Here is a 21,312-nt window from a genome sequence, read left to right on the forward strand (position 1 = left end):
ATGTTCTATCGACAGAAAAATAAGCCAGGCGACGTTTACCTTTGCAATAGTGAGTAATCATGGATCTGACAGTTCTCGTTTTTTTACTCGTGTATCTTGCGATGGGCTGCGGAACTCTTCCAGGTTTCAAAGTTGACCGAACAGGCGCTGCTATTATTGGAGCGTTGGCGATGTTGGTGGTCGGCAGTATAACCGCTCAGGCTGCCTGGAACGCGATTGATTATCGAACACTGGGAATGTTGTTCGGCCTGATGGTCGTGTCGGCTGGTTTCTCGGTATCGGGCTTTTATGGCTGGGTGGCAAAGAGGATGACGGAGTTGCCATTGTCGCCACCGCTTCTGGTCGGCGTGATGATTATTACCGGCGCGGCATTCTCAGCATTTTTGACAAAGGATGTGGTTGCTGTTGCCATGACGCCATTACTGGTCTCTGTCAGTCTGGCGCGAGGATTGAACCCGGTCCCTTTCCTTCTTGCGTTTTGTTTTGCTGTGAATACGGGTTCCACGGCCACCCTTATCGGTAGTCCGCAGAACATGATTACCGCACAGCAACTTGGATTGTCTTTCAATGGTTTTCTGAAAATTGCTGCGGTGCCAGCCGTCCTTTCTTTGCCCGTTGTCTGGGGTGTGATTGTGTTTGCGTATCGCGGCCGTTGGGAGCTGAAGCAGCCAATGTCCGCGGCAACAGATACATCTGAAGCCGGCTCGATCGATCTGATGGAGACAGCAAAGACCGCAGTGGTTGCAATCGTCGTCATTGGCCTGTTCATCTTCAGTGATCTTCCACGTGAGCTGGTCGCTATGGGGGGCGCGGGTATTTTGTTGGTTAGCCGAAAAATTTCTTCACATGACATGCTAAAGCATGTCGACGGAGATCTCCTGCTTTTGATTATGGGTTTGTTTATCGTTAACGCCGCAGTCTCCTCGACGGGTCTTCCGCAAGACTTGCTCAATCATTTAAGGGAAGCCGGTCTTGACCTTAATGAACCGATTTCGCTTCTGTTAGTAGGTGGCGTGTTAAGTAATCTGGTCGGCAATAATCCAGCGGTTATGTTGCTCGTACCTTATCTTCATTCGGGTACGGGTGCTGATGCGCTAGGAGCGGCACTCGCATTAGGCACCGGCTTTTCAAGCAATATGATCGTCTTTGGAAGTCTGGCAGGAATTATCGTGGTCGAGCAGGCGGCGGCACGGGGCATTAGAATATCTTTTGCCGAATTTGCGCGAACGGGTGCAGTTGTTACGGTGTTATGTATGATCATGGCGGTGTCCTGGATTCTCGTTTTAGGCAAAATTTGACGCTGGATTCTAACGATCTACCTTAATTGCAAATTAATGAATTTAGATGTTATTCTGAAGAAGTATGAAGCGGATAGTCTTTATTCATATCTCGTCTTAATTTTATTTCGCTTTGTGAGCAAATATATCTTGCTCCAACAAAGTTGCGTTGTTAGCTTAATCGTGGTGAATAAAATGGGGGGTGGTATAAAAGGCGACTGAATGCCGTTTTCCCCTCTTCTTCGGACGGAGGTTTCGTATGCATTTCACGCCGCGAGAAATTGATAAACTGATGATCTATACGCTCGCGATCGTTGCGCAGCGTCGTAAAGATCAAGGTTTGAAACTCAATCATCCAGAAACAGTTTCCCTTATCGCCGTCGCAGCGCTTGATGGCGCGCGCGCCGGTAAAACCCTTGAAGAAGTCATGGAACTCGCCCGCAAGACCATCACGAGAGACGATGTGATGGAAGGTGTTGTCGAGATGATACCTTACGTACAAGTTGAAGCTGTGTTCACCGATGGCAGCCGACTGGTTACCGTCCACGATCCTATTCAGTAATCCCGCAGGGAGGCTCAGTTATGGCTGCAGACAAGAGTAAAGCGCCTGTTGGGGGTCTGGTTCTCGGCAAAGGTGATATTGAAATTAATGCCGGTTACCCAACCACCACGCTAAAGGTTCGTAACACCGGTGATCGCCCAATTCAGGTCGGATCGCATTATCATTTCTTTGAAGTCAATGCGGCTCTCGAATTCGATCGTGAGCAGACATTTGGCAAGCGCTTGAATATTCCTGCGACAACCGCTTTGCGTTTTGAGCCGGGCGATGAAAAGGAAGTTGTTCTTGTTCCTTATCAGGGCAAACAGCGTGTGCTCGGGTTCAATGGCCTGGTAAACGGCTGGGTCGGTGAAGAAAGTTACAACGAGACTCGGCCTCGCCTGACGGATGCAATGGAGCGCGTCGAGCGATACGGCTTCAAGAATAAGTCGTAATTGCCCGCCCCACATATCAGCGAACAGGATAATGAGATGGCAAAGATTTCAAGGCAGCAATATTCGGACCTTTACGGTCCAACGACTGGCGACAAAATTCGTCTGGGCGATACTGATCTTTATATTGAAATTGAGCAGGATCTGCGTGTTTACGGTGAAGAGGCCGTCTATGGCGGTGGCAAAACTCTCCGCGATGGCATGGGCTATGACAGCGAATATACCAGTGCAGCTGGCGCCCCGGATCTTGTCATAACAAACGTAACGATCCTGGATCCAGTTCAGGGGGTCATCAAGGCAGACGTTGGCATTAAGAACGGCCTGATCTATGGGATCGGTAAAGCAGGCAACCCGTCTACGATGACCGGTGTAACGCTTCCAATCGGTCCGGGCACTGATGCTATATCAGGCGAACATTTGATCTTGACTGCTGGCGGCATTGACGCTCACGTACATTTCATTTCACCGCAGCAGGCTCAAGCAGCGCTCAGCAATGGCGTAACGACTTTGTTTGGCGGCGGTATTGGCCCCACGGATGGCACGAATGGCACGACCATTACACCGGGAACGTGGAACATCGAAATGATGTTGCGCTCGTTCGACGGTTGGCCTGTTAACGCCGGGGTTCTGGGTAAGGGAAATTCATCATCAACCGCATCAATCGAAGAACAGATCCGCGCCGGCGCCATGGGCCTTAAAATCCATGAAGATTGGGGCAGTACGCCGGAAGCTATTCGCACGTCGCTGCGCGTTGCTGATGACTATGATGTTCAGGTCTGTATCCATACCGATACGCTGAACGAAGCGGGTTTCGTTGAAAACACGATTGCCGCTTTTGAAGGCCGCACCATTCACACTTATCACACGGAAGGCGCAGGCGGCGGGCACGCGCCCGACATTATCCGAGTGGCTGGTCAGTCGAATGTCATTCCAAGCTCGACCAATCCGACACTGCCATATGGCATCAACTCGCAGGCCGAATTGTTTGACATGACGATGATCTGTCACAATCTTAGCCCGAAGATTCCGACCGACGTCGCTTTTGCTGAAAGCCGAGTTCGTCCCGAAACCATTGCTGCTGAAAACGTGTTGCATGACATCGGCGCAATCTCGATTCTGTCAAGTGATAGTCAGGCAATGGGCCGCGTGGGTGAAAACTGGCTGCGCACGATTCAGACCGCACATTTGATGAAGATCCGTTTCGGTGCCTATGAAGGTGATAAGTCCGGTAACGACAATCAACGCGTTTTGCGTTTCGTCTCCAAGGTAACGATCAATCCGGCTATCGCGCAGGGCGTATCCCATGTGGTCGGTTCGATTGAAATCGGCAAGATGGCCGATCTAGTTCTCTGGGAACCTGCATTTTTTGGCGCGAAGCCAAAAATGGTCATCAAGGGCGGCATGATTTCATGGGCACTGATGGGCGATCCGAATGCTTCGTTGCCGACACCGCAGCCAGTGCTTTACCGCCCTATGTATGGTTCTTTGGGCAGTACATTGCCTAAAACGCGCGTCACGTTCACCTCGCTTGCCGGTTTTGATGCAGGTATTGCTAACCGTTACGAGCTTCAGTCACAAGTTGTGCCTGTGCATGGGACGCGCACAATCAGCAAAAGTTCAATGGTTCGCAACAGTGCTTTGCCAACTATTGAAGTCAATCCGGAAACGTTTGCGGTTACCGTTGATGGTAAACATGCAACGGTTGAACCGGCTACCAATGTTCCGCTGACGCAGCTGTACTTCTTCAGCTAGCTTGACGAGCCCCCAGGAATTTTCCTTCCTTGGGGTTTAAAAATGACTGCGCCGGATGAAATCACTAATTCTGTGAGTTTGATCCAGCGAAGATATGAAATTTGTAAGCTTCCGGAGCAACTAATGATTCTCGTTGAGAAGACACTCGGCAACATCAAAGATTCCCTTTGGCATGATCGCGCAAACGACGCTGCGGTCGATTATCTTGCGATGGAGCAGTGGGAAGCCCCTAAAAGCCGTCTTCGCAAAGCCAGTGAAAGTGGCATTGAGCTGGCTATTTCGCTGCCACGTTCTGAGCATCTGCACGATGGTGATGTGCTTTATTACGACCAAGAGAACAAAATCATTGTTGTCGCACGGATCGCCCTCAAGGAAGTCATGGTGATCGAGCTTCAGGGTCTTGAGGATCTTGCACCGCAGGAAATCCTGCGCATATGTTTTGAGCTGGGTCATGGTCTGGGTAATCAGCATTGGCCCGCCGTCATCAAGGGTGCCACCGTTTATGTCCCACTTTCTGTCGATCAGAAGGTGATGGCATCGGTCATGCGCACGCATGCTTTTGATCGGGTAAAAACATATTTCGCGCCGGGCGAAGAAATCGCCGCTAAGCTCGACGCCAGAGAAGTGCGCATGCTCTTTGCGGGCGCTGATGCAACGCCGCATCATCACCATGGTGCCCATGATCATGATCGGAACCACGATTTGCATTCCCATAAGCATAACCACGACCACCCTCATGATGGCCATGATCACCATAACGGCTAAATGATGTCGGATACACAGAACGAAAAGCGGGCTTCCATGCAGGACATGGTTCTTTTAGCGAGATTGCTGCAATTTTCGGACTCTACGCTACCGGTTGGAGCGTTTGCGTTTTCAAACGGCCTGGAATCTGCATTGCAGACGGAGGTGGTAACCAATACCGCCACTTTGCAACAGTTTGTCGAGCTGGTGGTTCGTCAAGCAGCCCACATGGATGGCATCGCTTTTCTTCATGCGCATCGCGCGACTGTAGCCAACGACTATGACGCGCTGCTTGCAGCCGATCATGAGATATGGGACCGCCGTGTCGGTGAGGAGCAACAGCTCATGCTTTCCCGAATGGGTAAGAAATTTGCGGAACTCTCTCTCAAGATCAGCGACTTTCCATCGCTCGAGCGATGGCTGAAAGACATTAAGTCCGGCAATACCCCGGGATGCTTTCCGGTGGGTCAGGCAATGGCACTTGCACATATGGGCGCAGACGAAAAGCAGGCTTTCGTTGTGCATCAATATGGCGTTGCATCGATGATCATGAGTGCTGCGGTGCGTCTGATGCGTATCGACCATCTCGACACGCAGCGGATATTGTTCGCTGCACAAAACCGCGTTGAAGGCGATTACAGCGATATTTGCGACCTTGCACTCGACGAAATGTCCAGCTTTGCACCTGTTTTCGACGTCCTGGTCGCCCATCACACAAAAACGCATGTCCGTCTATTCATGAACTGAATAGCATTTTAGAACAGGAATGAATTATGAAGAAGATCACGCGTATTGGTATCGGTGGACCTGTTGGTTCTGGCAAAACAGCAGTGATTGAAACAATCACGCCACGCCTGATCGCTTTGGGCATCAAGCCTTTAATCATCACGAATGACGTTGTGACCACCGAAGATGCCAAACAGGTGCGCCGAACCCTCAACGGCATTCTCATCGAAGAGAAGATCGTCGGTGTTGAAACCGGCGCGTGCCCGCATACCGCCGTTCGCGAAGATCCTTCGATGAATATCGCCGCTGTTGAAGAGTTGGAAGAGAAATATCCCGACAGCGACGTGATCCTAATTGAATCGGGCGGCGACAATCTCACGCTTACCTTTAGTCCTGCATTGGCTGACTTTTTCATCTATGTCATCGACGTTGCCGCTGGTGATAAAATCCCGCGCAAGAATGGTGCTGGTGTGTGCCAGTCGGATATTCTGGTCATTAACAAGAAGGATCTCGCGCCTCACGTGGGTGCTAGCCTCGAAGTCATGGACCGCGATTCGAAGCTTATGCGCGGCAAGAAGCCTTTCGTTTTCACCAACTGCAAGTCCGGTGAAGGCGTTGACGATCTGATGAGACTAATCCTTGATATGGCACTTTTCGATGTAGAGCTAGTACAAGACAAGGAAGCGGTCGGATAAGCTCATGAGCCTGCACGAGCGATTAAAACGTATCGATACAGCACGAGAACTGAGTGGGTATCACACACAACCCGCGCAGATGCGTGCTGCAGGGCCGGGTAAGATTGGCGAGTTGCGCCTAGGGTTTTCTATACGCCACGGCCGCTCGGTGCTCCATGATCTTTACCGGGTTGCACCACTTTTGGTGCAGCAGGCGCTCTACTGGGATGAAGCAATGCCAGAATTGCCGATATGCTCGATCATTTCGATCGGCGGCGGCATTTTGCAAGGCGACCGCTATAAGATCGATATTTCAGTGGGCGAGGGCGCCTGCGCGCAGGTTACGTCACAAGGTGCAAATCGTGTTCATCAGATGGACGCCAACTACGCCTCCCAATATCAAACCTTAACATTGGAAGCAGATAGCTATCTGGAATATCTGCCTGACTTCACTATTCCCTATCGTAACTCCCGTTTCATCAACCATACAGACATTGTTATCGATGAGCGCGCAACGTTGCTCTATGGCGAGATGATGATGACGGGACGTAAGCATCACGACGAGAGCGAACGCTTCGGCTTCGATCTTCTATCTATGCAGATCACGGCCAAACGCCCGGACGGAAAGAGACTTTTCGCAGACAAGGTGCTGATCGAGAAAGGCAATCCGACTATTGATTTCTCAGCCGTCATGCGAGGCTTTGATGCGTTCGCGAATATCATCTGTTTAACACCGCCTGATGTAGCCGAGCGCATCAAAGGCCGTGTGCAGGTCAATTTTGGTACCGACGCACCGCGCGCAGTATCTGGCGTATCGCAATTGCCTAACAATGCGGGGCTTATTTTACGCGCTGTAGGCATTGAGAGTTACGATGTTCGTGCCGAGGTTCGGCGCTTCTGGCAGATCGTAAGAGAAGAGGTGCGGGGGCGTAGTCTGCCAGAAGAATTTCTATGGCGCTGATCGAGAGGGGATGTTCGAATGGCTGAAAAGAAGAATAATTTTCCACTGGCGTGTCTGCGAGGATCCGGACAAGTCTTTTTCATGGAGAATGCCTTTACGGGATTATTGTTTCTCATCGCAATCGCCTACGCATCCTACGCAACAGGTGTTTGGGCCACCACAATAGGCGCAGTTATCGGCCTGCTTGTCGCGACACTAACAGCGCAGGGGCTCGATTGTGACAGGCCTTCCGTTAATGCCGGACTGTTCGGCTTCAACGGGATTCTAGTTGGCGTCGCTTTGCCGACTTTTATTGCCGCGTCACCGCAGCTCTGGTTCTATATTATTGTGGGGTCAGCGGTTAGCTCAGTCATTACCTCCGCCTTCAGTGCAACCATTACCAAAAGCTGGGGCATTCCGGGTTCGACAGGTCCTTTTGTCCTCACGGGCTGGCTGATGGTCGCGGGAGCCTATTCTTTTGGGTCACTCGCCGTAACCGGCGAGAGTGCGAAGCTGGTATCGGACTATGTGCAAGGTGCGACGACCATCCCCGCCAGTATTGAGCTCGTTCAGATTTTCTTCCGCAATATTGGGCAGGTTTTCCTGCTGGGGAATGAGGTTAGTGGCGCGATCATTCTTATCGGCATCTTTATTGCCTCACGTCCTGCAGGCATCGCTGCCGCTCTGGGATCAGTGATCGCCATGAGCACAGCAATTTTCATGCGGGCCGAACCATCCGTTGTCATTCAGGGGCTATACGGTTTCAGCCCAGTTTTGACGGCTATCGCAGTAGGGGTGGTCTTCCTCAAAACTGACCGCAAAGTCATCGCATACGCCGTACTTGCGATCATTACGACAGTGTTTATTCAGGGTGCTTACGATGTGATCATGTCCCCAATGGGTATCCCGTCGTTCACAGCGCCATATGTACTAACAATGTATTTGTTTGTTGCGCCAAAGAAGCTCTTCGCGCCCCATCCACACCGCCCTGTCCAGCAACATATACTGACAGATAAGTAAGGTATCTGGATTATAACCGAGCAAGAATCTGAACTTCAGTTCTGAAGGAGTGCAATATGAACTCTATCAATGCGGGTGATACAGCCTTTATTCTAATCTGCACTGCACTCGTCTGTATGATGACACCCGCCCTCGCTTTGTTTTACGGTGGGCTAGTCAGACAGCGCGATGTACTGTCGATCATGATACAGAACTTCGTATGTATGGGCGTGGTTGGCTTGATCTGGGTATTTGGCGGCTTCAGCCTTGTATTCGGTCCAACGATAGGCGGCGTCATTGGCGATTTCACCACCTATTTTGGCATGTACCATGTAGGTATCGATCCGAATCCGGAGATTGCTCCAAACGTGCCTTTCATGATGGTTTTTGCATATCAGATGATGTTCGCGATCATTACGCCGGCGCTGATGACCGGTGCATTTGTCGGGCGCTTCAAATTCGGCGCTTATCTTTTCTTCATCACCTTGTGGACGATCCTCGTTTACCTTCCAGCCGCCCATTGGATTTGGGGGGGTGGCTTTCTTGCAAAACTGGGCGTCGTAGACTTTGCGGGCGGTATCGTCATTCACGTATCCGCAGGTTTCTCGGCTCTTGCCGCTGCAAAATATCTCGGTAAACGTAAATTTGCAGCAGGTGAGGCAGAATCCCAGCCAGCAAGTCTACCACTGGTTGCCATCGGCGCTGGTCTTTTGTGGTTCGGCTGGTTCGGTTTCAACGCAGGCGGCGCTTACGCTGCAGATGCACTGGCTGCCTATGCGTTCACAAACACCATGCTCTCTGGCTCTGTTGCCATGCTGGTGTGGATGATTTGGGAGTGGAAGGAGTCCGGTCGGCCGTCCTTCTCCGGCGTTCTTGTGGGAGCAGTAACAGGTCTTGCAACTATCACTCCCGCCGCAGGTTATGTTGAACCTATCACCGCGCTGCTCATAGGTGCGATTGGCGCTTCGGCCTGCTTTAATGCGAAGTACGTCCAGAAGTGGCTGAAGATTGATGATACACTGGAGGTCTGGCGTGCACACGGCGTTGGTGGCATGACCGGCGCTATCCTGATTGGTATTACAGCCAGCTCCAGCATCAATGCGGTTTCGGCAAGCGCCTATCAACTCGGCGTTCAGGTGCTCGCCGTTGTGATCGTGGCCGCTTACGCGTGGATCATCACCAACATCCTTCTCAAAATCTTGGATGCTACCGGTCATTTGCGCGTTTCCGACGACATTCAGCGTGAAGGTCTAGATGACCAGCTTTATGGTGAGAATGCTTTTAATCTTTGGGGTATGAAAAAGCATATGGATAAGTAAAAAGTTATAAATCTCCCATACAATATGATTATATAGCCAGAGTAATTATGCTCTGGCTATATAATTTGCTAGGCGGAAAGTCGAAATACAATAATAATTCCGAGCTTGCGTATATCTTTGTTGCATCGCGAATTCTCCACAAGTAAGATGATTATAGGAAAAGATCATACTTCGGAGGGCGGGATGAAGTGGGCATGCGTTTTCCTCGGGGCGGTTGTGGGTCTGAGTGGGATTACATCAGTCGTTGCAGCACCAAAAAATACATTGGTTCTTGCAATTGGCGGTGAGCCAGAGAACGGTTTCGATCCAATGGCTGGTTGGGGCGGTTACGGTAACCCGCTTTTTCAATCAACGCTTTTACGCAGGGACGTTAATCTCGATACCCAGCCTGATCTTGCAACACAATGGAAGCTTTCGGACGACCATAAGATCTGGACCATCCAAATACGCGATGATGTTCGCTTCTCCAATGGTTCGCCGGTAACGGCGGATGATGTCGCTTTCACTTTCAATACTGCTAAAACCTCAGCCAATGCGATTGACATGAGTGTCATGGAAAAGGCCGAGGCGCTTGATAAAAACACTGTTCGTATTTCGCTCGCTAAGCCCTGGATTACTTTTGTAGAGGCTTTCTATACTCTCGGTATAGTTCCTGCTAATGCTTATGGCCCGGAATATGGTCGTCGACCTATCGGCTCCGGCCCATACAAGTTTGTTGCATGGAACGAAGGTGAACAGCTGATCGTTGAGCGAAATGACGCCTATTACGGCGACAAGTCGCCATTCCAGAAAGTCACATTCCTGTTTACAGGCGCCGATGCTGGCCTGGCGGCGGCGAGTGCTGGTTCGGTTGATATGGTAGCGGTACCTTCCCAGCTTGCAGATGCCGTTCCAAATGGCTTCAAGGCCGTGTCGGTTCAAACTGTCGATAATCGTGGCATCAGTTTGCCTCTTATAAAACCGAAAGTGATTGACGGTCGTAAAATCGGCAATGATGTCACGTCTGATTTGGCAATTCGGAAAGCCATTAATCAAGGTCTAGATCGCGAGCTTATCGTTGATGTGGCGTTGCATGGCCATGGAACGCCGGCTTTCGGCCCGGCCGACGGGCTTCCATGGTCGGGAAAATCGGATCAGATCGAGTTTAAACTTGATGGCGCGAAGGCTATACTTGATGAAGCTGGATGGGTTGTTAGCAGTGATGGTACGCGTGTCAAGGACGGTATACGGGCTGCTTTCCCTATCAACTATCCTGCAAGCGATGCGACACGGCAAGCATTGGCTGAAACTGCAGCCGAATTGCTTCGCCCACTCGGTATTGACGCAACACCGCGCGGCGCAAGCTGGGACGCCATCGGGCGTGTGATGAATTCCGAGCCAGTAATGTTTGGCTTCGGCAGCCATTCACCATACCAGCTTTACAGTCTTTTTGCTGAAAAACTCGCTGGCGTTGAATATATGAACCCGAGCTTTTACGCTAATCCGGACGTCGAAATTCTGTTCGAAAAGGCACAAGGGGCAGAGAGTTTGGAGGCATCATTGCCGTACTGGTCTAAAGCAGCGGATCACTACGGCTTAAAGGGAGATAATGCATGGGCATGGCTCGTCAATTTTGACCACGTCTATCTCGTAAATAAGTGTCTCGATCTTGGCCAAACCCAGATTGAGCCGCATGGTCACGGCTGGCCGATTACCGCAACAATCGCCAATTGGCGGTGGATCTGCGAGTGACGGTTCACATCCTGGCCCTGATCGCGCAGCGGCTGTTGCGTCTATGTGCGTTGATCGCCGTGGTAGCTCTCGCTCTGTTTGTCTTGTTGAAAGCGTCGCCATTTGATCCGGTTAATGCGTATCTTGGCCCTGCGATCGCGTATGTCGGACCAGAGCAAAAAATGCAGATCGCTGCTATCTGGGGATTTGACCGACCACTCCATGAGCAATTTCTGCACTGGAGCGGTAATATTCTCACCGGCGATCTTGGCTATAGCATTACCTATAATACATCCGTCAGTGAGGCTTTGAGCAGCCGCATCTGGATATCGCTAACCCTGACCGGTTTGGCGTGGCTATTGTCCGGTGTACTTGGCTTTGGTCTCGGACTTATTTCAGCCGCTTGGGAAGGTCGATGGATCGACCGCATGATAAGGCTCTATTGCTATGTTCTTGCCGCCACTCCGACATTCTGGCTCGGCATGCTCATGCTTGCGCTATTTTCCGTACAGCTTGGGTGGACACCAATATGCTGTGCGGGGCCGATTGGGGTTCCTTCCGATCAGGTAACATTTGTTGAACGCATTCAACATCTGGTCCTGCCATTGTCTGCATTGACCCTCTTTGGTGTGGCCCAGATTGCTTTGCACTCGCGCGCCAAACTCATCGAAGTTTTGCAATCTGACTACATTATTTTTGCCCGTGCTCAAGGTGCGACCCAAACGGATATTATCCTGCGACACGGTATTCGCAATGCTGCTTTGCCAGCCCTTACTGTTCTATTTGCGTCGATTGGCGAGATATTTGGTGGAGCCATTCTGGCAGAACAAGTTTTTTCTTGGCCAGGCCTTGGACGCGCCACTGTGGAGGCAGGTATCCGCGGCGATGTCGCACTGCTTCTCGCCATTGCGATACTGACAACAGTGATAGTCTCGACGGGAAATATGATTGCCGATCTTTTATACCGTTTCGCTGATCCGCGCTTGAAAGAGGGATTATGAGAAAAATCTCCTTCAATGGGCGAATACGGGCACTGTTAAGCACGCTTTTCGCCCTGACTATTATCACAACTCTCGCTTTGTCTGCCTGGCTCTACGGCGATGTAGGGATAAGGGCAGATTTCGCAGTAAGGAATATGCCCCCCTCCTTTTCCCAATGGTTTGGAACCGACCAGATGGGGCGTGATATGTTCGCGCGGACCATGCACGGGCTGACACTGAGTCTAAGAGTCGGGATTCTAGCTGCAAGCCTTTCTGTTATCATTGCACTTGTTGTCGTGTTGCTCTCGGGTTTTGGTAAAGTGACAGATGCTCTCTGCGCATTTGTCATTGATGGAATGTTGTCGATGCCGCATCTAGTGTTACTTATTCTGATCAGTTTTGCTTTAGGCGGTGGCACTGGCGCTGTGATCATTGCAGTTGCGGTCTCTCACTGGCCACGTTTTGCTCGAATTTTGCGTGCTGAGCTTCTTCAGGTTCGGGCAGCGCGTTGGGTCGAAGCATCGCGGAGCTTTGGTAAGTCACACAGCTTTATTCTCCTCAACCACATCCTGCCGCACCTGTTACCGCAGATGCTGGTTGGATTTTTACTGATGTTTCCACATGCCATATTGCACGAGGCTGGCCTGACATTCATCGGTTTCGGCCTGGAGCCTTCGAGGCCCGCCATTGGGATTATGTTGTCGGATGCGATGAAAAACATCATGGGGGGACGCTGGTGGCTCGCGCTTTTCCCAGGATTGGCTTTGTTGATTATGGTGTTGTGCTTCGATGTGATTGCCACCGGTATACGACGGCTCACTAATCCAAGAGAGGCTCAGATCTGATGTTGGAATTAACAAAACTTTCCGTTTCGTTCAGCCGGTACACCGGGCTTTTCCGGCAAGAGCGCATCGCTCGCTTGTCGGATATAGACCTTAACGTTGCTCAAGGTGAGATTGTGGCACTGATCGGGCATTCAGGGGCCGGGAAAAGTATATTGGCGCATGCCATTCTTGGGCTTTTGCCACCCAATGCTATGGTTGAGGGCAGCGTGTATTTTCAGAGTTCATTGTTGACTGAACCGGTCCTTATGAAAAAACGCGGCCGTGAAATTGCTTTTCTTCCGCAACAAACTACTTACCTTGACCCAACAGCTGATACCGGGTCTCTTATAAGCTGGGCGGCGCGACGCGCCGGTAAAACGCCGCAGATTAAAGCTCGTCTAGAACAAGTAGGACTAAGTTCTGAAGTTGCTAGCTTATATCCCCATCAGCTTTCTGGGGGCATGGCGCGGCGTATTTTGATGGCACAAGCCACTGCGGGCGGACCTGCCCTATTAATTGCAGACGAGCCAACCGCCGGTTTGGACCCGCTCAATTGTGATACGATCCTTCAACAATTGCGGAAGCAGGCCGATAATGGCGGTGCAGTGTTACTCATAACGCATGATCTTGTTTCGGTATTTCCCTATGCTGACCGGATAGCAATTCTCAACGAAGGTAAAATTTGCTGTGTGGCCCCAGTTTCAGCTTTTAGCGGTGCAGGTGAGAAGCTGAATTCCCGATATGCACAATCGATGTGGCGTGCATTGCCGCAGAACGGTTTTAACGCATATGCTTGAAGCAAGAAATATTAGCGTATTGTTCGGGAAGGCAACTGTCTTTTCAAACCTTTCAATGAGTGTAAAGCCAGGCGAGATTTATTGTGTTTCCGGCCCGTCGGGATGCGGAAAAACCACTTTGGGGCGGATTTTGGCCGGATTGCGTCGACCTGATTCAGGTGAAGTTACGCTCGATAACCAACGATCTGATTTGCACCACTGGTGGCCCGTACAATATCTGCATCAGTCTCCACTCTCCGCTATGAATCCGCGATGGCGTATCGGAAAAGTGATTAGAGAGCCTGGAGCGGTTGACCCGGAATTAGAGCGTGCGTTGGGTGTTCAAAGCGATTGGGCTGAACGATATCCGCATGAGTTGTCTGGAGGGCAATTACAACGTGTTTCGATACTGCGTGCCCTTGGTGCGAAGCCACGCTATTTGATCGCAGACGAGATTACTTCTGCCCTCGATCCGGTCGCTCAAGCTCAGATCTGGCATTTTTTGCTGGCCTTTGCCAACAAACTCCAAGTTGGCATATTGGCGATAAGCCACGATGAGGGGCTCCTCGCTACAATTGGAAATAAACAGCCCGGATTAAGGCTTGGTTGATAAGCTCATAACGCTTGGCGGCGATGAAAAGATCAACAGTTCCTTTTCAAATTAACGCGATGCAACTGGCACCCAATTCACCAGCCATGATCGCAGTGGGTAGAGTGATAGTCACCCTCGTTTGCAGGAAGCTTCATTTTGCTGAGTATACTGTTCTCGTGCGGGCACGCCTTATTGGAAATTATTCGAAGGCACGAGGCGTCATAAACGTTACCGGCTGACAGCCCTTGTTCCAGCGCCAACTTTGAACAAACCGTAATTCAACGGCTGCTGCACCCGAGGAGCAGGCCATGTCGTGCGGAGTAAAGTGGGACGAAGACATGCTGTTCCATGTCGATCTGGTATTTATCCACTTCCCAAATGCACAGTATTTGGTTGGTCTATTTTGCTGCTTGGTCTCGAGGCCCTACCATGCTCAGCATAACTGTTGACTAATTGCCCCGACGCTAAGCTCATACTCAATTTCATTTCACGATGAGGTATTTCGTCGAAATAGATCAAATTGCCGCTGCCAATCGCATGAATGTGCTACCGACAGGACGAAGGTAATAGTGCAAAAATGAATCAACTTTAAGAAGAACAGTTTTTGATGATCACTCGCTTAGCGACTGATTTATTCGCTATTGGCAGACGTGTTTATGTGAAGTGCAACTATTCTGAGTTGACTTGGTCGGCTTTCCATTCGCCAAGGTCTACATTGTAGGCCACTAAAAGTCCGATGCATATAAAAGCAACGACTACGCTCAACGAAATATGCATTCTTTTCAATTTCATGTCCTGCTCTCAGCTCACTGAACCCAGCGGTTTTCCTCTAGTATATACACAGCTAGTTCCTTACAATCAATCTGGCAGCGATATTTTGGAAAGGCCCGCTGATCCTTTGAGAAAGATGCATTGAAGATCAGTCCCAACGTGTTGCAACCGATGTTGACGGTAATACTTTTTTCATCCGGGAGCTATGCTCGGCGTCTGCTGTTATCAAGATTGTGAGAGATATTTGACCGTTTCTTTCCTCTGGCGATATCATGGATATTGATACGACAGATGGTGTTAATATGAGCCCTCTGACTGTGTTCAAAAGCGCTTCAACGTAATGCCAAGCTTTGAAGGGTCGCAGCGATTTCAATCCGCATATAGCCGGCCAGTACGGCTCAACCTCCGAGACGAGCAGAATCGAACTGCACACCCCCATGGATTTTCGCGCCGGATAATGCTGCCCACAATGATTGGATAAACTTTCCATTTTTACCAACGTTCAGAAATCGGTCGTCTGTTTAATCCGACGATTTGAATTGTTACATGCTTGTAGCGATGATCATACAGTCGCTGTTGGCTCAAACGATCAAGTGCGGCGTAGTCCAGAGTCCTGGTTGCTGAAGACAATTTGCAGAACGGCCTTCATCCACACGCTCTCCCGCAATTGTATAAAATGTCTTTGAATGCGGCTCTCAAAAGGAAGGGTGCCCGGATGGTTTAACTTTCCCAGCGCTTTTTGAGCATCCCCGGCAAATGCAGCTGGATTATATACACCAGCAAAGCTGCTGCCCATCCGAACATCAAGATACCGCTGGCTCCTGTGATAGGTCCGAACAGACGCGTTCGAGCGATTTGACTGAGGTCTCCGGATCCTAGCGTCGTGTAATTCAACATTGCTGTATAAAAGGCATCGCCATAGTTATCGACTAGGCCCATATGATAATATGTCAGCGCCCATATTGTCACACAGCAGCATAGGCAGATAAAAAGTATAATATATAAGCTGATCAGCGATACAACCAAGAATATTACTCTATTCTCGTTGAGTTTACTGCCAAGCAGATGAACGAATAGGTAGACGCAAAGGGTTGCGAGCAAGTGAACCAGCATCACGACGATTCCCACTGTCGAGCCAACAATAAAATCTGTAAGCATAGTATCCCCGTTCCAAAGCCTGACATCTGGTGCTAATTAGAGAATATCTATTAAAGGGCCGTTTAAGCTGAGCCATCTCTTGGAATTTATTCAGCGCCATTCTTGCGGTAGCGCTGGAGAAGATCGTGTCGTAAGATCTCTGGTGTTTTTGAATCGAGTGCTGAATTGGCAGTGTTTTTGGACCTTTTTTAGAGCAATCATTCTATTCCGTTGAGGTTTTCGTAAGCGGGATCGTCGCAAGGTTTGATGTTTGAGAGACGAACGCATTTGTCGAGCTACAAATAATTGTCGCCCCAATATGTGTCACCCCGTGCCTGTTGGGCGAATATCACTCTGCCCCTGTCAGATCGAGAAAAATCCGCGCTGGAAATTGACTGCTAGAGTCTGTCTCCTCGAGTTGAAATTAGATAATGGAGGCGCCGACGCTGTGTTGCCATTGGTCGGCTGCTGCTAGCTCGACGAATTTTACAGAACGATGGTATGTGTGACTAGATCGTTTAGCGCGGAAATCAGCCTTCAATCAAATTAAGTGCGTCATACAACCAAGTAACCGTAAGTGAAAAATAAGTGTCACGTATGGTTCTTAGGAAAGAATTTTCGCACACGGAAGTCAATAAGGGTGATAACTTGCATTCATCGAATGCGGTCACAACTGTTTCTATTGGCGTGGAGGGGCTCAATGGTGCCATTGGATATACTGTGGGTTGGCCTCGGAGGGGGGCTTGGGTCGTTATTTAGGTGGTGGGTGGGTGCGCTTGCTGGTGAATGCTACAAGGGCAAATTCCCGCTCGGAACATTCTTGATCAATGTCACTGGTGCTTTTTCAATCGGCTTTCTGTCTGTTTTGTTCACAGTGCAGTGGTACGATCGCTTTGGCGATTTATTGAGGGCTGGGGTACTAACTGGTTTCCTTGGTGGGTATACAACGTTCAGCTCGATGCAACTTGATGCAGTTAAGTTAGCGCGCGAGCATTACGAAAGCTTGGCAGTTATTTATCTCCTGGGGTCTGTGCTTCTCGGCTTGGCCGCAGCGGCGTTCGGAGCGCTTCTGGCAAACTTGATTGGGTGAGGGAACTGCGATGATGAACACAATCATTCTCGTATTCGTCGGAGGCGCCGTCGGTGCTATGGTCCGAGAATTTCCAATGTTGGGTATACCGAACCTTTCAGAAGGTTTTCCAATATCCGTCCTGGTTGCGAATGTTGCCGCCTCGTTTCTACTCGGGCTCTCAACTAGTCTTTATAAGAAAGGTTCACTCAGCGAAGACGTGAACACATTGGTCTCAACCGGTATTATGGGTGGGCTTTCTACGTTCTCCACCTTCGTTTACGGTGCCTATGTTCTCATGGCTGGAGGAGCGGCAAATATGGTGTCAGCGTCGTTATATTTACTGATTTCGGTTGTAATGGGTTATCTCGCAATCCTTCTTGGATTGCGATTGGGAGGCAAATCTTCAGTTTGAAGATATAAGTTAGAGCTAAGAACATCGAAAACGGACACACGAACCACGTAGTCTAGAAAAGAGATTTATGGCAAGCGTTTATTTAGGCTCATCCAGGTCCGGAATGTAAGTTACAGGACTTCACTGCTATTCCTTCTTTTGTACTCTCTTCAGAAGGAAAGTCACTCATATTCCTCCAAGCTAATATCGACCTTTCGGTTGCTCGTTAAATGCATTGGAAGAAAGAAAACATAAACTTCTGTGTAATTTATTCAGCTATAAATAAAAGAAATTATATAAATTAAAGAAAGTAGCCTTTCTTTTTGATTTAAATTCAGAAATCTTGGAAGAATACCTGTTCTATTTATACGTATGCCAAATAGTAGGGTCTTATTCTCTGTGCGTCAGGTTGTCTTCTTTTGGGTGCCGTTAACTTAGCTCATTGTCTTTGATCACTACTTTTCAGGCGAGCGCCGCGGTTCAGTACAAGCGCAGCTTGGTGCGCATACCCTGAGGCCTGTTGGACTCTCGGAACATGCAAGCGATGTGGCAGGTCGCTTCGAATTTGACGTAGCCTTGCTGGATATCAATATTGCCGCCGCGTTAACTCCATGGGCACTTTCGTTCTCAACCCGTTGGTTCGCGAAGGAGAACCCAACGGCTTCGTCGAAATAAATCACTGATATGGCCCCGTGGTCGCCTCTATCGGCAACGAGCCACCGGTCTTCGTCGACTGTTGCACGGGTCCGTTCAAATGAACAGGGTACGCGAGCCGTCTTAGCCATCGACCGAATGTAGTGGCAACAAGGTTTTCATCTTTTCACGCGGATTGGATTTGATTAAATGCATGCTGCGCAGCGGAAGGAAGTTTGGTCGCATCCAGTTGCGCTGCCCCGGGATGTTGGGAGACGTGCCGGGGCTTTTGACATTTTCTCCGAATACCTCCCGCTCCTGAGTTCCAGCTGGTCACTGACAATCCGGTTTAATTTCGTCGGTGCGCTTAGTAAGCTACCATTCGCTCGGATCCTCCATCTATCGAACGTCGCAGAAATAATCGAAAGTTAGGGATGACCGGTTTTTGTCTCGATGGTAAAAATAATCTGTTGAACAGAAATGGGGCGAAGATGGGAGGAAAAATCATGGACGAGAATAGCTTCCACAAATCTAGTAAGTTACAATCGCTCCTTATTGATGGAAAGCAAGCCGCGACAACGTCAGCCCGGGCTCCAGAAACAATAGACGTGGTCGACCGCCTGCCCAGTTTACAGTTTGCCGCAATTGCACTGGCGTGCGGCGTAGGCACTGTCGTTTTTATTACGAACGTTCTCTAGATTTCAGCACTTTTCGAAAGGCATTGGGAAATGCGATCATTCTTGGTCTCATCGTCCTAGATTTTGCGCGACTTGACCCGTTATAGCTATTTAATTTGCATCCCTTAAGGATCGTCGAAAAGGGCAGTGGGCCATAAATAATAGTGGCCCATGACGCATATGCTTCCGGTTTAAAGACAGTCACGCGCTGATGTTGAAATTGCTGTTGTCATTGAGGGTGAGCGACGATGTCAGTCCTACATCTCAGACAGATTCGAAAAGGAGAAGTGGAAGTGCGGGAAATGTCCGGCAGCAATTTGCCTTCTGTATAACGTTGGCGTTGGCTGAGTTTTTCGGGAAATGGGGTGCCGTGCAATATTGCGCGGTGATCGCCTAATATTGCAATGAGGTCAAAAGCTTCCCACTGACCAATAGCAGGAATGGCTCCCCTAAGGGGGCCATTCCGCTTTGCAGAGATGGCATTTAGCTTATCGCTTCCTGCGATAGCTTGGTGGGGCCGAGCGTTCCCCTGTCAGGCCTTGAACTGCTGAGTCCCGCCCATCCAGGTCTCACTCACCTTGATCTTCGAGATCTTTGCGTCCTTTTTTGTAGGATCTTGCTCTAGGATCGCAAAATCTGCGAATTTTCCATTTTGCAACGATCCAATATCTTCGTCCATATGACATTGCCAAGCTGCGTCAATTGTTACAGCACGCAAAGCAGCTTCGACCGGGATACACTCATTGGCAAAGAAGACGTCTCCGCCCTCATTCATCACACGTGTGACGGCGTCTTCAACATACCGCAACGGTTCAATAGGCGTCACGTTCCAATCTGAATGCAGTGATATTTTCAAACCGGCCGCGAGTGCCGACGCACAAGGATCGTAGAATTGAGCACGTTCAGGACCTAAAATTCGATCCCGGAACGCTTTGCCCCACCAACGGATATGACCTATGAGGAAAGAAGGCGAGACGCCCATATCCTTCATGCGTTGCATCTGATCAGGGTGAAACACGCTACAATGCTCAATCCGATGACGTAGCGGGCTATCTGCGTTCTTGCCTAGCGTTGTTTCATACGCATCTAGCACCATATCGATTGCTGCATCGCCATTTGCATGAACGCCAACCTGCCACCCGCCCGCATGAGCGCGGCGGATCACCTCGGTGACTTGTTCGAGAGTGTAATTGAGCGCTCCGCGTGAATTCGATCCCAGATAATTCTCCCTTTGAAAGCCCGTCTGAGCCTGATTGGAACCATCAGCCCAAGCCTTTATCCCATCGACCCGGAAAATATCGTCTCCACGCCCTGGCTTGATCCCTTCTTTTTCCCACTCGTCCATTATCGTTGAGACCAACATACCGCGATAGCGAACAGGGGAAGTGCCGTCGGCAAATACTGCATCCAGGAGTTGGAGATCTTTTGCGCCTGCCATGATGCCAATGCCGCAGTCGTGAAGCATGGTGCAGCCAACCGAGCTTGCCTGGGTCAAAAGCTGTTTCACACGCCCGACCATCTCAACTGCGTCGGGAGAGGGCATAGCCGTCAGGAATTCTTGCTGCGCTGCCATCTCCTCAATACGCCCGGTTAGATTTCCGCTGCTATCTCGCACGAAGCGAGCACCAGAAGGATCTGACGTATTGCGAGTAATACCGGCTGCCTTGAATGCGGCACTATTGGCGTAAGCTATATGGCCATTGCTCTCCTGCATGAAGAAGGGATTGTTGGGAGCCAGTTCATCCAGTTCTGCAAGCGTGGGTATCTTAGCGCCGCTTGTGATGCTGGCGTCGAATTGCTGAGCACGAACCCACTCTCCGGCTTTCGCATCAGCCACGCCTTTACGGAGCTTTGCCCAAACAGTTGCATAATCTGGCGTGGAGATTGGGCTGACGTCAATCCAGTCCTGAAATGCAGTGAATACAAAATGCATGTGTGGATCGATCAATCCCGGCATTAAAGTGCGGCCTTCGAGATCGACTACTCGAGCGCCCGCCCGTATTGAAGCTTGCACAGCTTCTGCCGTCCCAACAGCTAGAATTCGATTGTCGCGTATTGCGACGGCCTCCGCACGCGGTTGCGATTGATCCATCGTAAAAATGGTGCCGTTCTTGAAAATTATGTCCTGCACACCGTTTGACGATGTTTGCGCTTGCGCGCTTTCCGTCGTCGAGCAGGCAAACGCTGTGGCAGCTGCGCCGGCGCCAAGAAACTTCAGAAAATCCCGGCGTGAAGCCATGGATTGAAGATAAGAAACCATACCAGGATTACAGGCGATACACATTTTTGGAACCCTTTTGACTACGGTTGGGTGCTCACATCAAAATA

The 21,312-nt window shown here is 50.1% G+C and carries 19 protein-coding genes; 17 read left to right on the forward strand and 2 right to left on the reverse strand.

Features of this window, described 5'->3' with window-relative positions; all coding sequences use genetic code 11:
- Positions 1-59 precede the first annotated feature (59 nt).
- The 15 genes from QSJ70_RS13850 (at position 60) to QSJ70_RS13920 (ending at position 14,321) form a co-directional block, all read left to right on the forward strand.
- Positions 60-1,298, forward strand: a complete 1,239-nt coding sequence (locus tag QSJ70_RS13850; RefSeq protein ID WP_285537173.1) for an ArsB/NhaD family transporter — start codon at positions 60-62, stop codon at positions 1,296-1,298.
- A 238-nt stretch (positions 1,299-1,536) separates the two neighbouring features.
- Complete coding sequence (locus QSJ70_RS13855) at positions 1,537-1,839, forward strand: urease subunit gamma (RefSeq protein WP_215780423.1); 303 nt, start codon at positions 1,537-1,539, stop codon at positions 1,837-1,839.
- Positions 1,840-1,859: 20 nt separating this feature from the next.
- Positions 1,860-2,270 carry an urease subunit beta gene (locus tag QSJ70_RS13860; protein WP_215780425.1) on the forward strand — a complete coding sequence of 137 codons (411 nt, stop codon included), beginning with the start codon at positions 1,860-1,862 and terminating at the stop codon, positions 2,268-2,270.
- 36 nt (positions 2,271-2,306) lie between these two features.
- Positions 2,307-4,019 (forward strand): urease subunit alpha, encoded by a 1,713-nt coding sequence (locus QSJ70_RS13865; protein ID WP_285537177.1) that lies wholly within the window; start codon positions 2,307-2,309, stop codon positions 4,017-4,019.
- A gap of 123 nt (positions 4,020-4,142) precedes the next feature.
- On the forward strand, positions 4,143-4,784 hold the full coding sequence (locus QSJ70_RS13870; RefSeq protein ID WP_285537178.1) for an urease accessory protein UreE: 642 nt from the start codon (positions 4,143-4,145) through the stop codon (positions 4,782-4,784).
- Positions 4,785-5,510, forward strand: coding sequence for an urease accessory protein UreF (locus tag QSJ70_RS13875; RefSeq protein ID WP_285537181.1), 726 nt, complete (start codon positions 4,785-4,787; stop codon positions 5,508-5,510).
- 26 nt (positions 5,511-5,536) lie between these two features.
- Complete coding sequence (ureG, locus tag QSJ70_RS13880) at positions 5,537-6,184, forward strand: urease accessory protein UreG (protein WP_285537183.1); 648 nt, start codon at positions 5,537-5,539, stop codon at positions 6,182-6,184.
- Positions 6,185-6,188: 4 nt separating this feature from the next.
- Complete coding sequence (locus QSJ70_RS13885; RefSeq protein WP_215780431.1) at positions 6,189-7,124, forward strand: urease accessory protein UreD; 936 nt, start codon at positions 6,189-6,191, stop codon at positions 7,122-7,124.
- A gap of 18 nt (positions 7,125-7,142) precedes the next feature.
- On the forward strand, positions 7,143-8,123 hold the full coding sequence (gene yut / locus QSJ70_RS13890; RefSeq protein WP_285537185.1) for an urea transporter: 981 nt from the start codon (positions 7,143-7,145) through the stop codon (positions 8,121-8,123).
- Between the two features lie 56 nt (positions 8,124-8,179).
- Positions 8,180-9,421 carry an ammonium transporter gene (locus QSJ70_RS13895; RefSeq protein ID WP_215780433.1) on the forward strand — a complete coding sequence of 414 codons (1,242 nt, stop codon included), beginning with the start codon at positions 8,180-8,182 and terminating at the stop codon, positions 9,419-9,421.
- A gap of 183 nt (positions 9,422-9,604) precedes the next feature.
- Positions 9,605-11,152, forward strand: a complete 1,548-nt coding sequence (locus tag QSJ70_RS13900; protein WP_285537188.1) for an ABC transporter substrate-binding protein — start codon at positions 9,605-9,607, stop codon at positions 11,150-11,152.
- Entirely contained in the window at positions 11,149-12,132 is a 984-nt protein-coding gene (locus QSJ70_RS13905; RefSeq protein ID WP_285537190.1) for an ABC transporter permease, read from the forward strand. Before QSJ70_RS13900 ends, QSJ70_RS13905 begins: the two co-directional genes overlap by 4 nt.
- Positions 12,129-12,956, forward strand: a complete 828-nt coding sequence (locus QSJ70_RS13910; protein ID WP_215780435.1) for an ABC transporter permease — start codon at positions 12,129-12,131, stop codon at positions 12,954-12,956. The genes QSJ70_RS13905 and QSJ70_RS13910 overlap by 4 nt, the downstream gene beginning before the upstream one ends.
- Complete coding sequence (locus tag QSJ70_RS13915) at positions 12,956-13,732, forward strand: ATP-binding cassette domain-containing protein (protein ID WP_215780436.1); 777 nt, start codon at positions 12,956-12,958, stop codon at positions 13,730-13,732. Before QSJ70_RS13910 ends, QSJ70_RS13915 begins: the two co-directional genes overlap by 1 nt.
- Entirely contained in the window at positions 13,725-14,321 is a 597-nt protein-coding gene (locus tag QSJ70_RS13920) for an ABC transporter ATP-binding protein (RefSeq protein ID WP_285537193.1), read from the forward strand. The genes QSJ70_RS13915 and QSJ70_RS13920 overlap by 8 nt, the downstream gene beginning before the upstream one ends.
- Before the next feature lie 1,473 nt (positions 14,322-15,794).
- Here the strand turns inward: QSJ70_RS13920 and QSJ70_RS13925 are convergent.
- Positions 15,795-16,232, reverse strand: a complete 438-nt coding sequence (locus QSJ70_RS13925; RefSeq protein ID WP_215780438.1) for an ion channel — start codon at positions 16,230-16,232, stop codon at positions 15,795-15,797.
- Positions 16,233-16,911: 679 nt separating this feature from the next.
- Between QSJ70_RS13925 and crcB the strand changes: the two genes are divergently transcribed.
- Positions 16,912-17,301 carry a fluoride efflux transporter CrcB gene (gene crcB / locus QSJ70_RS13930; protein ID WP_215780439.1) on the forward strand — a complete coding sequence of 130 codons (390 nt, stop codon included), beginning with the start codon at positions 16,912-16,914 and terminating at the stop codon, positions 17,299-17,301.
- A 10-nt stretch (positions 17,302-17,311) separates the two neighbouring features.
- Complete coding sequence (locus QSJ70_RS13935) at positions 17,312-17,695, forward strand: CrcB family protein (RefSeq protein ID WP_285537197.1); 384 nt, start codon at positions 17,312-17,314, stop codon at positions 17,693-17,695.
- A 1,821-nt stretch (positions 17,696-19,516) separates the two neighbouring features.
- Here the strand turns inward: QSJ70_RS13935 and QSJ70_RS13940 are convergent.
- Positions 19,517-21,268 (reverse strand): amidohydrolase, encoded by a 1,752-nt coding sequence (locus tag QSJ70_RS13940; protein WP_285537199.1) that lies wholly within the window; start codon positions 21,266-21,268, stop codon positions 19,517-19,519.
- Positions 21,269-21,312: the final 44 nt, after the last annotated feature.

This window comes from Brucella sp. NBRC 12950, from assembly GCF_030268145.1.
In the GTDB taxonomy this organism is placed as follows: Bacteria; Pseudomonadota; Alphaproteobacteria; order Rhizobiales; family Rhizobiaceae; genus Brucella.

Coding starts and splice junctions, on each gene's coding strand:
- ureG (WP_285537183.1), top strand. CDS start 5,537: ATGAAGAAGATCACGCGTATTGGTATCGGTGGACCTGTTGGTTCTGGC.
- QSJ70_RS13915 (WP_215780436.1), top strand. CDS start 12,956: ATGTTGGAATTAACAAAACTTTCCGTTTCGTTCAGCCGGTACACCGGG.
- QSJ70_RS13935 (WP_285537197.1), top strand. CDS start 17,312: ATGATGAACACAATCATTCTCGTATTCGTCGGAGGCGCCGTCGGTGCT.
- QSJ70_RS13850 (WP_285537173.1), top strand. CDS start 60: ATGGATCTGACAGTTCTCGTTTTTTTACTCGTGTATCTTGCGATGGGC.
- QSJ70_RS13900 (WP_285537188.1), top strand. CDS start 9,605: ATGAAGTGGGCATGCGTTTTCCTCGGGGCGGTTGTGGGTCTGAGTGGG.
- crcB (WP_215780439.1), top strand. CDS start 16,912: ATGGTGCCATTGGATATACTGTGGGTTGGCCTCGGAGGGGGGCTTGGG.
- QSJ70_RS13940 (WP_285537199.1), bottom strand. CDS start 21,268: ATGTGTATCGCCTGTAATCCTGGTATGGTTTCTTATCTTCAATCCATG.
- QSJ70_RS13870 (WP_285537178.1), top strand. CDS start 4,143: ATGATTCTCGTTGAGAAGACACTCGGCAACATCAAAGATTCCCTTTGG.
- QSJ70_RS13910 (WP_215780435.1), top strand. CDS start 12,129: ATGAGAAAAATCTCCTTCAATGGGCGAATACGGGCACTGTTAAGCACG.
- QSJ70_RS13895 (WP_215780433.1), top strand. CDS start 8,180: ATGAACTCTATCAATGCGGGTGATACAGCCTTTATTCTAATCTGCACT.
- QSJ70_RS13865 (WP_285537177.1), top strand. CDS start 2,307: ATGGCAAAGATTTCAAGGCAGCAATATTCGGACCTTTACGGTCCAACG.
- QSJ70_RS13875 (WP_285537181.1), top strand. CDS start 4,785: ATGATGTCGGATACACAGAACGAAAAGCGGGCTTCCATGCAGGACATG.
- QSJ70_RS13925 (WP_215780438.1), bottom strand. CDS start 16,232: ATGCTTACAGATTTTATTGTTGGCTCGACAGTGGGAATCGTCGTGATG.
- QSJ70_RS13885 (WP_215780431.1), top strand. CDS start 6,189: ATGAGCCTGCACGAGCGATTAAAACGTATCGATACAGCACGAGAACTG.
- QSJ70_RS13920 (WP_285537193.1), top strand. CDS start 13,725: ATGCTTGAAGCAAGAAATATTAGCGTATTGTTCGGGAAGGCAACTGTC.
- QSJ70_RS13855 (WP_215780423.1), top strand. CDS start 1,537: ATGCATTTCACGCCGCGAGAAATTGATAAACTGATGATCTATACGCTC.
- QSJ70_RS13860 (WP_215780425.1), top strand. CDS start 1,860: ATGGCTGCAGACAAGAGTAAAGCGCCTGTTGGGGGTCTGGTTCTCGGC.
- yut (WP_285537185.1), top strand. CDS start 7,143: ATGGCTGAAAAGAAGAATAATTTTCCACTGGCGTGTCTGCGAGGATCC.